Annotated in this window: 11 protein-coding genes, 3 pseudogenes and 1 riboswitch; of the genes and pseudogenes, 6 read left to right on the top strand and 8 right to left on the bottom strand. The window is 68.7% G+C overall.

Annotated elements, in window-relative coordinates:
* Positions 1-9: 9 nt before the first annotated feature.
* Positions 10-915: a LysR family transcriptional regulator gene (locus BW949_RS10800; protein ID WP_076365987.1), complete on the top strand. Its 906-nt coding sequence runs from the start codon at positions 10-12 to the stop codon at positions 913-915.
* Positions 916-965: 50 nt separating this feature from the next.
* Here BW949_RS10800 and BW949_RS17740 read toward each other — a convergent pair.
* From BW949_RS17740 to BW949_RS17060, 3 genes and pseudogenes are all read right to left on the bottom strand, one after another.
* Positions 966-1268, bottom strand: a pseudogene (locus BW949_RS17740) (sodium-dependent bicarbonate transport family permease); the annotation flags it as partial.
* Positions 1265-1755: pseudogene (locus BW949_RS17735) on the bottom strand (sodium-dependent bicarbonate transport family permease). The pseudogenes BW949_RS17740 and BW949_RS17735, both read right to left, overlap by 4 nt.
* A gap of 443 nt (positions 1756-2198) precedes the next feature.
* Positions 2199-2363 (bottom strand): hypothetical protein, encoded by a 165-nt coding sequence (locus BW949_RS17060; RefSeq protein WP_159440065.1) that lies wholly within the window; start codon positions 2361-2363, stop codon positions 2199-2201.
* A 621-nt stretch (positions 2364-2984) separates the two neighbouring features.
* Positions 2985-3201: riboswitch (cobalamin riboswitch) on the top strand.
* Between the two features lie 255 nt (positions 3202-3456).
* Between BW949_RS17060 and BW949_RS10780 the strand changes: the two genes are divergently transcribed.
* The 4 genes from BW949_RS10780 to BW949_RS10765 are packed head-to-tail and all read left to right on the top strand — an operon-like array spanning position 3457 to position 8070.
* Positions 3457-4950, top strand: a complete 1494-nt coding sequence (locus BW949_RS10780) for an ABC transporter substrate-binding protein (RefSeq protein ID WP_076365983.1) — start codon at positions 3457-3459, stop codon at positions 4948-4950.
* Positions 4947-5879, top strand: a complete 933-nt coding sequence (locus BW949_RS10775; RefSeq protein ID WP_076365981.1) for an ABC transporter permease — start codon at positions 4947-4949, stop codon at positions 5877-5879. Before BW949_RS10780 ends, BW949_RS10775 begins: the two co-directional genes overlap by 4 nt.
* The gene (locus BW949_RS10770) at positions 5876-6652 is read left to right on the top strand and encodes an ABC transporter permease (RefSeq protein WP_076365979.1); all 777 of its coding nucleotides are present in this window, start codon (positions 5876-5878) and stop codon (positions 6650-6652) included. Before BW949_RS10775 ends, BW949_RS10770 begins: the two co-directional genes overlap by 4 nt.
* Complete coding sequence (locus tag BW949_RS10765; RefSeq protein ID WP_076365977.1) at positions 6649-8070, top strand: ABC transporter ATP-binding protein; 1422 nt, start codon at positions 6649-6651, stop codon at positions 8068-8070. The genes BW949_RS10770 and BW949_RS10765 overlap by 4 nt, the downstream gene beginning before the upstream one ends.
* Positions 8071-8182: 112 nt before the next feature.
* Here the strand turns inward: BW949_RS10765 and prpB are convergent, their stop codons facing one another.
* The 4 genes from prpB to BW949_RS10745 are packed head-to-tail and all read right to left on the bottom strand — an operon-like array spanning position 8183 to position 12206.
* Positions 8183-9094: a methylisocitrate lyase gene (prpB, locus tag BW949_RS10760; RefSeq protein ID WP_076365975.1), complete on the bottom strand. Its 912-nt coding sequence runs from the start codon at positions 9092-9094 to the stop codon at positions 8183-8185.
* 3 nt (positions 9095-9097) lie between these two features.
* Entirely contained in the window at positions 9098-10285 is a 1188-nt protein-coding gene (gene prpC, locus BW949_RS10755) for a bifunctional 2-methylcitrate synthase/citrate synthase (RefSeq protein WP_076365973.1), read from the bottom strand.
* A gap of 12 nt (positions 10286-10297) precedes the next feature.
* Positions 10298-11809 carry an MmgE/PrpD family protein gene (locus BW949_RS10750; protein WP_076365971.1) on the bottom strand — a complete coding sequence of 504 codons (1512 nt, stop codon included), beginning with the start codon at positions 11807-11809 and terminating at the stop codon, positions 10298-10300.
* 19 nt (positions 11810-11828) lie between these two features.
* Complete coding sequence (locus BW949_RS10745) at positions 11829-12206, bottom strand: acyl-CoA thioesterase (RefSeq protein ID WP_235816276.1); 378 nt, start codon at positions 12204-12206, stop codon at positions 11829-11831.
* 149 nt (positions 12207-12355) lie between these two features.
* On the opposite strand from BW949_RS10745, the gene BW949_RS10740 reads away from it, so the two are divergent.
* On the top strand, positions 12356-13741 hold the full coding sequence (locus tag BW949_RS10740; RefSeq protein WP_076365967.1) for a short-chain fatty acyl-CoA regulator family protein: 1386 nt from the start codon (positions 12356-12358) through the stop codon (positions 13739-13741).
* Positions 13742-14087: 346 nt separating this feature from the next.
* On the opposite strand, the pseudogene BW949_RS10730 reads toward BW949_RS10740, so the two are convergent.
* Positions 14088-14287, bottom strand: a pseudogene (locus tag BW949_RS10730) (IS3 family transposase); the annotation flags it as partial.

Here is a 14287-nt window from a genome sequence, read left to right as displayed (position 1 = left end):
AAGGTTATCATGCGTTGCACGCTTCGCCAGTTGCAGGTCTTTGCCGCGGTCGCCCGGCACGCCAGCTACACCCGCGCCGCCGAGGAACTGCACCTGACCCAGCCCGCGGTTTTCACTCAAGTCAAGCAGCTCGAGGATGCGCTCGGAGCGGTGCTGCTGGACCGGATCGGCAAGCGGCTCTTCCTGACCGAGGCGGGGCAGGCGGTGCTGTCCACGGCACGCGAGACGCTGGAGGGGATCGAGCGGCTGGAGATGCAGCTTGCCGATCTGCAGGGGCTGCGGCGGGGGCGGCTGCGGCTGGCGATCGTGTCCACCGCGCAATACTTCCTGCCGCGGCTCCTGGGCGATTTCTGCACCGAAAACCCCGGCATCGAGGTGGCGCTGACTGTCACCAACCGGCAGACGGTGATCGCGCGTCTGGCCGCAAACGAGGATGATCTGTGCATCCTTGGCCAGCCGCCCGAGGGGCTTGACGTCATCGCCAATCCGATTGCGCGCAACCCGATTCTGGTGCTGGCGCCGCCGGGCCATCCGCTGGCGGGCGGAACCGCGGTGCCCTTTGCCGCGCTTGCCGAGGCGCCCTTCATCTTGCGCGAGCCCGGATCCGGGACCAGGGCCGCGGCGGAAAAGTTCTTTTCCGAGAAAGGCATCCGGCCGCAGGTGCGGATGGAGCTTGGCTCGAACGAGGCGATCAAGGCGGCGGTGGCGGCGGGGCTGGGGCTGGCGATCCTGTCGCAGGACACGATCACGCTCGAGGTCGACACCGGGCGGCTGGTGGTGCTGGATGTGCAGGGCTTTCCGTTGATGCGGACGTGGAACGTCGCGCATCCGCGCGGCAAGCATCTGTCGGTGGCGGCGACGGCCTTTCTGGCGCATCTGGCCCGCGGCGCCCCGCCTCGGTGCGTCAGCCAATGATAAAGCGGCATGCCGAAGGTCAGGTTGAAGGGGAAGCTCACCCCCAGCGCCATCGTCAGCGAGATCCCCGGCTCGGCTTCGGGCAGCGCCATCCGCATTGCCGTCGGCACCGCGATATAGGAGGCCGAGGCCGCCAGCACCACAAGCCGGAACAGGCTGCCCCCCGAAAGCCCGATCAGCGTGCCGGTCCCCAGCGCCGCCCCGACGAGCTGGATCAGCACGCCCGCCGCGAGTAGTCCGGGCGTCAGAAAATGCCGGACACCGATCAGGCTGCGCCCCGCCGTCACGCCCATGTCTAGCAGGAACAGACACAGGATACCGGTGAAGGGCGTCAAGATGAAGGGGGCGATCATCTCCATCCCCCGGTCTTCATCCCCCCGGTCTCCATCCCCCGGTCTCCGGCCCGCGCGCCGATGCCGAAGGCGCTGACCAGAAGCACGATCGAGCCATTGGCCAGCACCTCGCGTCCAAGCCGGATCGGCCTTGCCGCCGCGTCGCCGCCGCGATGCGCCAGCCACCGTGCCGAGACGATGGCCGGGGCCTCCGTCGCGGCGGCGACCGCGACCATGTAGCCGTCATGGGCGATCCCGGCCCCGTCAAGCACGCTGTCGCGGTGACGAAGGTCACGATCGAGATCGAGCCGTAATGCCCCGCAACCGCCGCCGCATTCAGCCGGTCGAGCCGGGTCATCGCCCGCAGCTGCGCATGGGCCGGAACCGGGATCAGCAGCGAGAGGGCAACTCCCGCCAGCAGCGTCACGAACAGATCGGCGCGGATGCCATGCGTGGCCAGGCTGACCCCGCCCTTGAAGCCGATCGCCAGCAAAAGATAGATCGACATGAACTTTGCCGCCCCCGCCGGGGCCGACAGGTCGTCTATTACACCACCGCCGACAGCGGCCTGGGGGCGGCGCGCGATATCGTCACCGATTTCACCCGCGGCACCGATCATCTGGATTTCTCGATCTTCTCGGGCAGCAGCTTCGTCGGGAAGGCGGCCTTCAGCGCCGGCGGCAGCACCGAGATCGGCTATGTTCAGGGCAGTTCGGGGTTCAGGGCAGTTCGGGCGTCTGCGTGCAGGCCGACCTCGACGGCAACGGCACTGCCGGGATGACCGTCTGTCTGGCCGGGGTCACCGGTCTGGCCGCCTCGGATTTCATTCTCTGAGGCCCATCTGATCTCCGCATGCGAGCGGCGCGCCGTTTTCCGTTGCCGCCCTTCCCGGCGGCCGCTGCCATGAAAAGCTCGCGGGGAAGAGACGCGCAGGATCCGCAAATGGCGGGATCAGTTCACAAGCCAGGCGTTGACGCGCTCGTTCAGCTCGGTGTCGTTGTCGATCCAGAACTCGAAATTGGTCTCGAGCGCGTTTTCCATGTTCGCCGGATTGGTGCCCTCGAGCCCGTCCCGTGCGGCGGTGATCTGCTTGTCGTTCACTTCAACGCGGAACACTGCCATACTCCTCTTGCTGGCGCGGGACATTGACCGCTGCGGATCGGCCGTCGGTACGCTCAGGGCGTAAAGGTCGGGGACGCGCCAGTCTTCCCCCGCATCGCGACGGGCCAGAAGTGGCGCCGGCAAGGCGCGTGGCTCTCTGGTTCGTTCGAACTCCGGCGCGCGGCGCTCGGCAAGGGCGTGATGCATCCTCCAGCGACGGGGCATCAGTGGTTGGGCTGCGCATGATCCCAGCCTTGTCCGTTGCTTTTCGGCGTTCCGGTGAGAGAGAAAAGATCCGTTCGTGTGTCGGCGTCGCAGCCGCAAACGCGCCATCGGCACAGGGGCGCCGGTGGTGGCCGAGGCTGTGGCGAATGCCCGTTGCTCGGTCGCTTTCGTTGTGCAGACCTTCGGTGCCTGCAGGATCAAGTCGCTGACGGCCGGCACGTCCGCGGTTTGCCCGTCCAGCGCACAGCAATGGGCGACCCGCCTTGCGCAACTGAACTGCTGCGCAGTCCGCCCTGTCCGTTTTGCCCGTCGTTTGCAACGCCCGCCGGGCGTCCCTTCCGGCTGATGCGCGTCGGGGGCGCGGCGGATAACGGCTGCGCGTTTTCCCACTTGTGGAGGCTCCCCGGCATTTGCTACCGATTTCGGGATGGTTCCCGAAGGGGCTTGCCCCCCCAGGGATGAAAAGGGAACGCGGTGCGGTGCCGGACAGGCGCCAAATCCGCGACTGCCCCCGCAACTGTAGGCGGATAGCACGCGCGAAAGGCTCCACTGATCCGGATCGGGTCGGGAAGGATCGCGCCAGCCATGACCCGCAAGTCAGGAGACCTGCCATCATCCGATAGACCCTCAAGCCGGGCGGGGATGCCCGGAAAGGAGACCAAGATGATGCTGATCGACGCCTTGGCGCGCGTAACATGCTGCGGCATGTCAGCGCGCATTTGTCGTTTTCCCCAGATCTGACAGCTGTCTGCGCCGCGCGCGGCCGGCCTTCACCCCCTTGATCTGACCCCAGGCCCGGTTTCCCCGCTTTGGCGGCAGGACCGGGGATTGTCCCCTGTTTTCAGGGCCGTCTTTGCTGACGCGCCCCTGCACGGAGCCCAGAATGATCCGACCCACATGCCTTGCCCTGATGCTTTTCACCGCAGCGCTGCCCGCCCAGGCCAATGACGGCGTTCTTGATGTCGTCGCCCCCTTCGAGCTGAAAGGGCCCGACCCGATCCAGTCGGGCAACATCTTCCTGAAGATGGATGTCGTCGAGACCCTGATCGACGCCGATGCCGAAGGCCGTCTGCGGCCCGCTCTGGCCACGGCCTGGGAGGTGACGCCGGACGGTCTGACCTGGCGCCTTGATCTGCGTGAGGGGGTGCGCTTTCACGATGGCACGCCCATGGACGGGGCGGCCGTTGCCACCGCGCTCAACCGCGCCTTGCAAAACGGCGGCCTTCTGGCCCGCGCGCCCGTCGCCGAGATCCGCGCCGCGGGCGCCCATCGGCTGGAGATCCGGCTCGAGAGCCCCTTTGCCATGCTGCCGGCGATGCTGGCGGAATACCGCTCGGCCATCGTGGCCCCTTCGGCGATTGCCGCCGATGGCAGCATCACCGCGCTGATCGGAACCGGCGCCTATCGGGTGCGCGAACTTGCGCCGCCCAACACGCTGGCCGTCGAGGCCTTCGACGGCTACTGGGGCGCCCCGCCGGCCATTCCGAAGGCGGTCTATACCGCCGCCAGCCGCGCCGAGACGCGGGCGCTCATGGCCGAGAGCGGCGATGCCGATGTGACGATCAACCTCGATCCCGCCTCGGTCAGCCGGCTGCGCATGGCCGATGGTCTCGATGTTCTCTCGGTGGCCATTCCGCGGGTGCTGATGCTGAAGGTCAATGGGGCGCGCTATGATGCCGACATGCGCCGGGCGCTGAGCCTGGCGATCGACCGCGACGGCATCGCGCGGGCGGTGTTGCGCTATCCGGCGGGGGCCACGCAGATGTTTCCGCCGGGCATGGCCGGCTGGCATGACAGCAGCCTGGCGCCGCTGGCCTATGATCCGGCGGCGGCGCGCGCGGCACTTGCGGCGCTGGGATGGCAGGCCGGGCCGGACGGCATTCTGGAACGGCAGGGCGAAAAGCTCGAGATCGAGATCCTGACCTATCCCGACCGTCCCGAGCTGCCGCTGGTCGCCGCCGTTCTGGAACAGGCCTTTGCCGCCATCGGCGCCCGGGCCACGATCAATGCGACCAATTACACCGAGATCCCCACCCGCCATAACGACGGCACGCTGGATACCGCGCTGTTTGCGCGCAATTTCGCGCTGGTCCCCGACCCGGTCGGCACGCTGTTGCAGGATTACGCGCCGGGCGGGGACTGGGGCGCGATGGGCTGGTCGAACCCCGCCTTCACTGAAGGCGTGCGGGCCATGGCCGAAGGCGTGGCTCCCGACGGCACGCGCGCGTCCCTGGTTGCCACGATGCAGGCCGAGCTGCCGGTTCTGCCCATCGCCTGGTATCAGCAGACCATGGCCGTCTCGAAGGGGATCACGGGCGTCGTGCTCGATCCGTTCGAACGCACGCTGGGCCTCAAGTCGGTGGAGTGGGCCGAATGATCCCGGCGCTGGGATGGCGGCTGGCGCAGGCGGGGATGGTGGCGGTGCTTGTCGCCATCCTCAGCTTTCTGATGATGCGCGCCTTGCCGGGCGACATGGTGATGCGGATCGCCGGCGCCCGGTTCGGCTATGACAACATCACCGCGCAGAACGCCGAAATCGTGCGCGCCCAGCTTGGCGATCCCGCCGGGGTGGGGGCGTTCCTGGGCTGGTTTGCGGGGCTGGTGCGCGGGGATCTGGGGGTGTCGCTGGTCTCGGGGCTGCCGGTCTCGGCCGAGATCGGGCACCAGCTGGGCGCCACCGCCACGCTGGCCGGCATGGCGATCGTGCTGTCGCTGCTGATCGGGCCGCCGCTGGGCCTTCTGGCCGGTCTGCGCCCCGGCGGCGCCTTCGACCGTCTGACGCTGCTGCTGGCCGCCAGCCTGAAGGCGACGCCGCAATTCCTGCTGGGGCTGGTGCTGATCGTGGTCGTCGCCATCGCGCTGGGGCTGCTGCCGGCGGCGGGCCATGGCGCCCCGCAGCATCTGATCCTGCCGGCGCTGACGCTGGCGCTCGGGCTGGCGGCGGCGAGCACGCGGATCACCCGCGAGGCGCTGGTTCAGGCGCGCGGCTCTGACTGGTGGCGCTTTGCCCGCTGGAAGGGGCTGAGCGAAGGCCAGGTGCTGCGCCGGCACGGGCTGCGCCATGTCGCGGTGCCGGTGCTGACGTTGATGGCCACGCAATTCGTGGCGCTGATGGAGGGGGTCGTGGTCGTCGAGACGATCTTCGGCTGGCCCGGCATCGGCCATGCGCTGGTGCACGCCGTCTTTCACCGCGACGTGCCGATGGTGCAGGGGACCGCGCTGGTGATGGGGCTGGGCTTTGTGCTGGTCAATGCGCTGGCCGATATCGCCGTGCGGCTTCTCGACCCGCGGGAGGTGCGCCGATGACCGCGTCTCATGTTGGTGCGGCCCTCCTGATCGCGGTGCTGGCCTTCGCGTTCGGGGTGCCGCTTCTCCATCCGGCCGATCCGGTGGCGCAGAGCCTGATGCAGTCGCTTGCGCCGCCCTCGGCGGAGAATTGGCTGGGCCACGATCACCTGGGCCGGTCGATGACCGCGCGTCTGGCCTCGGCGCTGCGGCTGTCGCTGGGGCTGGCCGCGGCGACGCTGGTCACGACGGCGATCATCGGCGTGGCGCTGGGCACGCTGGCCAGCTGGCGCGGCGGCTGGATCGACCGGGGGCTGACGCTTCTGGCCGACAGCGTCGTGGCGCTGCCGGCGCTGCTGGTCGTGCTGATCGCCGGGATCATCCTGCCCAATCAGCCGCTGGCCTTCTGGGCGGGGCTGTCGGCCACGCTGTGGATCGAGATCTTCCGCCTGACCCGCGCCACGATCCGCGCCCGGCTTGCCGCGCCCGCGGTTGCGGCCGCGCGCCTTTTGGGCTTTGGCCCGCTTTACATCTTCCGCGTGCATCTGTGGCCGGAACTGGCGCCGGTGCTGCGCGCGACCTTCGCGCTGACCTTTGCTGCGGTGGTGATGGGGATTGCCGCGCTGGGCTTCGTGTCGGTGGGCATGCGGGCACCCACGCCCGAGCTGGGACTGATGATGGTCGAATTGCTGCCCTATTGGCGCGAAGCGCCCTGGGCGCTGGCCCAACCTGTCGCCGCCACGCTGATCACGCTGCTGGCGCTGACACTTGTCGCGGGAGAGACGCGCGCATGACCCTGCTTTCAGTAAAGGAACTGGCCGTTGACGGCCCGACGGCGGAGATGGTCGCGCCGATCTCGCTGGCGTTGGCGGCCGGCCAGTCGGTCACGCTGATCGGCGAGACCGGATCGGGCAAGAGCCTGTTTGCCCAGGCGCTTCTGGGCACCTTGCCGGCGGGGCTGCGCGCCCGCGGCACGCTTGCCGTTCTGGGCCGGCAGGTTCCCGTTGACGCCCCGCAGGCGCTGGCGGGGCTGTGGGGGCGTGCGATCTCGGTCCTGCCGCAGGAGCCCTGGCGCGCGCTTGACCCGCTGATGCGGGCCGGGGGCCAGGTCGAGGAGGTGCATCGTCTGGTCGCGCAGAGCGACACCCCCCGCCGGGCGACGCAGGCGGATCTGGAGGCGCTGGAGCTGACCGCGGCGGCTGACCGCTATCCGTTCGAATTGTCCGGCGGCATGGCGCAGCGTCTGGCCATTGCCGCGGCACGGGCCGGGGGCGCGCGGATCGTGGTCGCAGACGAGCCCAGCAAGGGGCTGGACCTGGCCCGTCGCGACGAGGTGGCCCGCCGCCTGCGCATCGTCACCGAGACCGGCGGCGCCCTTGTGACGATCACCCATGATCTGGAGCTGGCCGAGATGCTGGGCGGCGAGGTCATCGTCCTGCGCGAGGGTAAGGTCGTCGAACGCGGCCCCGCCGCGCAGGTTCTGCACCGGCCGCAGGACAGCTACACCGCCGCACTTGTGGCCGCCGAGCCGCGCCACTGGCCCGCGCCCCCCCCGCCGACGCCGGGCGCGCCGGTTCTGAGCGGGACGGGGCTGGCGGTTGCCCGCGGCGGCAGGCTGCTGTTCTCGGGGGTCGACATCACGCTGCACGCGGGCGAGGTGGTGGGGCTGTGCGGGCCCTCGGGCGTGGGCAAATCCTCGCTGGGGGATGCGCTTCTGGGGCTGATCGCGCCGGTTGCGGGGCAGATCACGCGCGGCGCGGGGCTTGCGCCGATCCGGTTCCAGAAGCTCTGGCAAGACCCGCCCGCCGCCTTTGCGCCGCATCAGACCCTGGGGCGCGGGCTGCGCGATCTGATGGCCCTGCATGGCGTCGACGAAACCCGTCTGGCCCCGCTGATGGCGCGCCTGCATCTGGACCCGGCGCTTCTGGAGCGCTTGCCGGATGCGGTTTCGGGGGGCGAGTTGCAGCGCCTTGCCATTGCCCGTGCGCTGCTGCTCGATCCGGTGCTGCTGTTTGCCGACGAGCCCAGCTCGCGTCTGGATCCCTTGACCCAGCGCGCGGTGATCGGGCTGCTGACAGAGCTTGCCCGGACGCGGGGGATCGCGGTCCTTCTGGTCAGTCACAACCCCGATCTGATCGCCCGGACGACCGATCGGCAGCTTCATCTTGCGCCCGATGTTGAGGCCGTCGATCCGGCGCGTGCGGCCGGTTAGGCGCATGCCCCGCCGCACGCAAGGGGACACGCAAGGGGCCCAAACGCGAAGGGGGCGCGCCCGTCCGGCGCGCCCCGCAGGCGGTGGGCCCTTTTCGCCGCAGGTCTCGGGCTCAGTCCGGCTGCGGCAAAACGCTCTGCGCGATCGAGGTATCGAGCGCCTCGAAATCGGCCAGCCCGATCGTTGCATAAAGCTCGGCGCGGCTCTGCATCTCGGGCAGCATCGCGGTGGTGGCCCCGTCGCGCGCCAGCGCCGCATAAAGCCGCTCCTGCGCCTTGTTGGCCACCCGCAGCGACGACACCGGCCAGATCACCATCTCATAGCCCAGGGCTTCGAACTCGTCCGCCGTCAGTTGCGGGGTGCGGCCGAATTCGGTCATGTTGGCCAGCAGCGGCACGCCGGGCAGCCGGGCGCGCATCTCGCGGAACATCTCGACAGAGGTCAGCGCCTCGGGGAAGATCGCATCCGCGCCGGCCTCGACATAGAGCCGGGCGCGCGCCACCGCCCCCTCGAGCCCTTCGGCCGCGGCCGCATCGGTGCGCGCGATCACCACCAGATGCCGCCGCGCGCGCACCGCGGCGGCGACCTTGGCGGCCATCTCGGCGGGCAGGGCCAGCTTCTTGTCGTTCAGATGCCCGCATTTCTTGGGCAGAAGCTGGTCTTCGAGATGGACCGCCGCGGCGCCGGCCTCCTCGAACACCCGCACCATATGCATGACGTTGAGCGCCTCGCCATAGCCGGTGTCGCCATCGACCAGAAGCGGCAGCCCGCAGGCGCGGGTGATCTGGCGGATGAAGAAGGCGACCTCGTCCACGGTGAGAATGCCCAGATCGGGCAGGCCCATCTGCGCCGTCATCGCCGCGCCCGAGAGATAGAGCGCCTCGAAGCCCGCCGCGCGCGCCTGAAGCGCGGCCATGCCGTTATGGGCGCCGGGAAGGCGCAGGATGCCGGGGCGGGCGAGGGCGGCGCGAAACCGGGCGCCGGCCGGGGCCGCGGGATGTTCGGAACCGATCAGATAGGGCATGTCTCACTCCGCCTGAAGAGATGGCTGAAGGGGCGCCGGCAGCAGGCCGCCGCGCGCTTCGATGGGCTGGAAGGCCCGCGCATCGGGGCCGGTGTAATGGGCCGAGGGGCGGATGATCTTGCCATCCAGGCGCTGTTCGACCACATGCGCCCCCCAACCCGCCGTGCGCGCAATCACGAAGATCGGGGTGAACATCATCGTCGGAACGCCCAGGTGATGATAGGAGACCGCGGAATACCAGTCGAGGTTGGGGAACATCCCCTTGGTGTCCTGCATCACCTGTTCGATCCGCTCGGCGATGTCGAACATCCGCCCCGCGCCCTGTTGCAGCGCCAGCCGCCGCGCCACGCGCTTGATGACCACGTTGCGCGGATCGGCGATCGTGTAGACGGGGTGGCCGAACCCGATGATGACCTGTTTCGCCGCCACGCGGGCGCGGATGTCGGCCTCGGCCTCGTCGGGGGTGGCATAGCGCTTCTGGATCTCGAAGGCCTGCTCGTTCGCGCCGCCGTGCTTGGGCCCGCGCAAGGCCCCGATGGCGCCGGCGATGCAGGAATAGACGTCCGATCCGGTCCCGGCGATGGTGCGCGCGGTAAAGGTCGAGGCGTTGAATTCGTGCTCGGCGTAAAGGTTCAGCGTGGTATGCAGCGCGCGCACCTCGCTTTCGTCGGCGCGCCGCCCGTGCAGCAGATGCAGGAAATGCGCCGCGATGCTGTCGTCGTCGGTCTCGACCTCGATGCGTCGGCCATTCTGCGCGAAATGATACCAATAGAGCAGCATCGAGCCCTGCACCGCGATCAGCCGGTCGGCAATGTCGCGCGCGCCGGGGGCGTTGTGATCGGCCGCTTCGGGCAGCACGCAGCCCAGCGCCGAGACGCCCGAGCGCAGCACATCCATCGGATGCGCGGCCGCCGGGATCGCCTCGAGCGTCTGGCGCACCGCCAGCGGCAGGCCGCGCAACGCCCGCAGCTTGGCGCGGTAGGCGGCCAGTTCCGCCATCGTCGGCAGGCTGCCATGGATGAGCAGATGCGCCACCTCCTCGTAATCGCAGGCCTCGGCGATATCGAGAATATCGAACCCGCGGTAATTCAGGTCATTGCCGGATTGGCCGACACTGCACAGCGCGGTGTTGCCGGCAACGACGCCCGAGAGCGCCACGGATTTCTTCGGTTTCAGGATCGAACCGGACATGTGCATTTCTCCTCAGTCCCAGTCGAAGATGCCGCGCAGGCTGGGCGTGCCAAGCTTGTCGGCCGCGACGGCAAAGTTCAGGATGCCGAGCCCGTCGGCGGGGATATCGGCAAGGTTCTCGGCGGCGTCGAGAAAGCGCGACTGTTCGGTCGGGGTCAGGATGCCGTCGGACAGCGTCAGGAACTTGCGCACGTAATTGGCGCGCGCGAAGGGGCGGGCCCCGTCGGGATGCGCATCCGCCAGCGCCAGTTCGTCCGTGATCACGCGCCCGTCCTTCAGCGTCACCACGACCCGGCCGCCGAAGGCCTTTTCGTCGGGATCGCGCGCGTGATAGCGGCGCGTCCATTCGGGGTCTTCCACGGTCGAGATCTTGTGCCACAGCGCCACCGTCGCGGGCCGGCGCGCGCGGGCGGGGGCATAGCTCTTCTCGTGGTGCCAGCCGCCATCCTCGAGCGCCACCGCAAAGATATACATGATGGAATGATCCAGCGTCTCGCGGCTGGCCTCGGGGTCCATCTTCTGCGGATCGTTCGCGCCGGTGCCGATCACGTGGTGGGTGTGATGCGAGGTATGGATGACGATGCGTTCGACCTGCCGCAGATCGCCGATCTTCGGGCCCAGCCGGCGGGCCAGGTCGATCAGCGCCTGGCTCTGGTATTCGGCCGAATATTCCTTGGTGTAGGTGTCGAGGATCGCGCGCTTGGCCTCGCCCGGTTCGGGCAGCCGCACCTGATAGCGCGCCTCGGGCCCCGAAAGCATCCAGGCAATGAACCCGTCCTCGCCTTCCCAGGCGGGGCTGGGGGCGCCCTCGCCGCGCAGGGCCCGGTCCACGGCCTCGATGGCCATCTTGCCGGCAAAGGCGGGGGCAAAGGCCTTCCAGCTCGAGATTTCGCCCTTGCGGCTCTGGCGGGTGGTGGTGGTTACATGCAGCGCCTGCTGAATGGCCTGATAGATCGTCTCCACGGGCAGGTTCAGAAGCGTGCCGATCCCCGCCGCCGCCGACGGGCCCAGATGCGCGATATGGTCGATCTTGTGTTCGTGCAGGCAGATGCCGCGCACCAGCTCGACCTGGATCTCGTAGCCGGTGGCGATCGCGCGGATCAGATCCGCCCCCGAACGCCCGCAATGCTGCGCCACCGCCAGGATCGGGGGGATGTTGTCGCCGGGGTGGCTGTAATCGGCGGCCAGGAAGGTGTCGTGGAAATCCAGCTCGCGCACGGCCGTGCCATTGGCCCAGGCCGCCCATTCGGGCGAGACGCGCGTGGTGTGCGGCAGCCCGAAGATCGTCGCGCCGCGGCGCATCGGGTGGCAGATGGCCTGCGCGCGGGCCGAGGCCACGGGATGCCGCGCGACCGCTGCCGCCGCCACCGCGGCATTGTCGATGATCCGGTTGATGATCATCTCCGAGACATCGGGCCGCACCGCCACCGGATCGGCGGCCACTTCGGCGATTTTCCAGGCCAGCTGCTCGGGGCGCGGCAGGGCCTCGGCCGAACGATAGCTGCGCAGAACATGGGTCTTCATCGGGTCTTTCCTCGTCGGTTCAAGCAGATGTCTGATCAAGCGGGCGGGGCCGGCCATGGGCGTCCACGGCGACCATCTCGAACTGTCCTTGCAGGGCGGGGCGGGGGGCTTCAGGGCCGATCGGCTGGGCGATGCCCTCGACCCCCACGGTGAGCGAACTGCGCCCTTCGCGCAGGATCTCGGCGCGCAGCTCCAGCATTTCCCCGATCCGGATCGGCGTGGTGAAATCCACCCGTTCCGAGCGCGCCATCACCACCGGCCCCCGGCAACGCCGACTTGCGGTCACGAAGGCGGCACGCGCCATCAGCGCCAGCGCGGCCCCGCCGAAGAGCGTGCCATAGTGGTTCGCCTGTTCGGGGAAGATCATCTCGACAAGAACGGCGGGCGGTGATGTCACGGCACCGGATCGGGGAAGCGCAGGGGGAGACATGGGCGACCTTTGCAAAATTGGCAAAGGCAGCTATCGGTTCTTTTTCTTGTCTGATAAAGTATTGAAAAGGCGTTGTTTTGCGAAGGGCGGCGCAGTGAATTGCGAAGGTTGCGAAGATGGCAAAGACATTCATGGGCCTCAGGCTGCGGCGTCTGCGCGAGGAGCGCGGGATCACCCAGGCGTCGCTGGCCCGCAGTCTCGGGATCTCGGCAAGCTATCTCAACCAGATCGAGAACAACCAGCGCCCCCTGACCGTGCCGGTGCTGCTGAAACTCAACGCCGCCTTTGGCCTTGACGTGCAGCTGTTCTCGGATGCCGACGAGCCGCGGCTGATCGCCGAATTGCGCGGCGCGCTGGCCGATCAGGGCGCCGCGGTCAGCCATGCCGAGCTGCGCGACCTGGCCGCCAACATGCCCGAGGTGGCGCGCACGATCGTGGCCATGCAGGCGCGGCTGCGGGATCTGTCCGAACGCGCCGATGCGCTGGCCGGCCGGCTGAGCACGCCCGCCCCCGCGACCCCGCCGGCCAGTTTCGAGGCGGTGCGGGACTGGTTCTACGACCGCCGCAATCATGTCCCCGCGCTGGATGGGGCCGCCGAGGCGGTGGCCGCGGATCTGCCCGTGGGGCGGATGGCGCCGGCGCTGGGCGCGCGGCTTCAGCGCGCGCACGGCATCCGGCTGGCGCAGACGACCGACGGCGCCTTGCGGCGCTTCGATGCGGCGGCGGGCGTGCTCTATCTGGGCGCGCATCTGTCGCCCGGCCAGCAGGCCTTCCAGATCGCCACCCAGCTTGCCTTCCTGGAACAGGGCGCGGTTCTCGGGGATCTGTGCGCGGCCTCGGGTCTTGACCCCGAGGCCCAGCGTCTTCTGCGGGTGGGGCTTGCGAATTACTATGCCGGCGCGCTGCTGATGCCCTATGGCGCCTTTCTGGAGGCGGCCGAGAGCCTGGCCTATGACATCGACCTTCTGGCCCGCCGGTTCGGCGTGGGCTTCGAGACGACCTGCCACCGGCTGTCCACCTTGCAGCGCCCCGAGGCGCGCGGGGTGCCGTTCTTCTTCATCCGCGTCGACCGCGCCGGCAACATCTCCAAGCGCCAATCCGCGACCGATTTCCACTTCTCGCGGATCGGGGGGTCTTGCCCCTTGTGGAACATCTACGCGGCGTTCTCGCGCCCCGGCGAAGTGCTGCGCCAGGTGGCGCAGATGCCCGACGGTCGGTCCTATCTGTGGATCGCGCGGCAGGTGCGGCAGGGGGGGGGCGGCTTCGGTGCGCCGGAAAAACGTTTCGCCGTGGCGCTGGGCTGCGATCTGGCCCATGCCGAGCGCCTGGTCTATGCGCGCGGGCTGAACCTGAAGGCGCCCGATCTGGCCACCCGGATCGGACCGGGCTGCAAGCTGTGCGACCGTCCCGATTGCCCGCAGCGGGCCTTTCCGATGCTGGGCAAGCCGCTGGCGCTGCGCCCCGAGGAGGCGCGCTTCGCCCCCTATTCGGGCAGCTCCTGAGGCGCGGCGACAGGCCCGGCGACAGGTCCGGCGCGGCGCACCCCGTGGCGCCGAACGCCTGCCCCCGGGCCTGGGTCATCCCCCGTCCGGCCGTGTCGCCGTACGTTGGTCTTTCAAGATTCTGTAATACCTGCCGCGTTTCGGTCTTGTCGGTTTGTTTTCCATCTTCGCCGGCTCTGTTGCACAAATCCTGTGAGGGATTCATCTTGTGAACCCAGCGTGGTAGCTGGGCGTCATGAGCAGAGCTACACCTCCTGCCTACAGGACCAGGAACTGGCCGGCCTATAACGAAGCGCTCAAGCGCCGGTGAACCGCGCCGGTTTTTCCGGAGGCTGATTTTCGTTAGTTACGCGGCCATGTCCTCAGTTTCCAGATCTGCGTAGAAGTTGGCCTCTGCCTCTGCGGGCGGGATATTCCCGATAGGCTCGAGGAGGCGGTGATTGTTGAACCAGTCGCCCCATTCGAGCGTCGCGTATTCGACGGCCTCGAAGCTGCGCCAAGGGCCGCGGCGATGGATGATCTCGGCCTTGTAGAGACCGTTGATGG

The sequence above is a fragment of the Phaeovulum vinaykumarii genome (assembly GCF_900156695.1).
Classification (GTDB): domain Bacteria; phylum Pseudomonadota; class Alphaproteobacteria; order Rhodobacterales; family Rhodobacteraceae; genus Bieblia_A; species Bieblia_A vinaykumarii.
The sequence above is the reverse complement of the archived record's forward strand: the minus strand, read 5'-3'. Positions and strand labels throughout refer to the sequence as shown.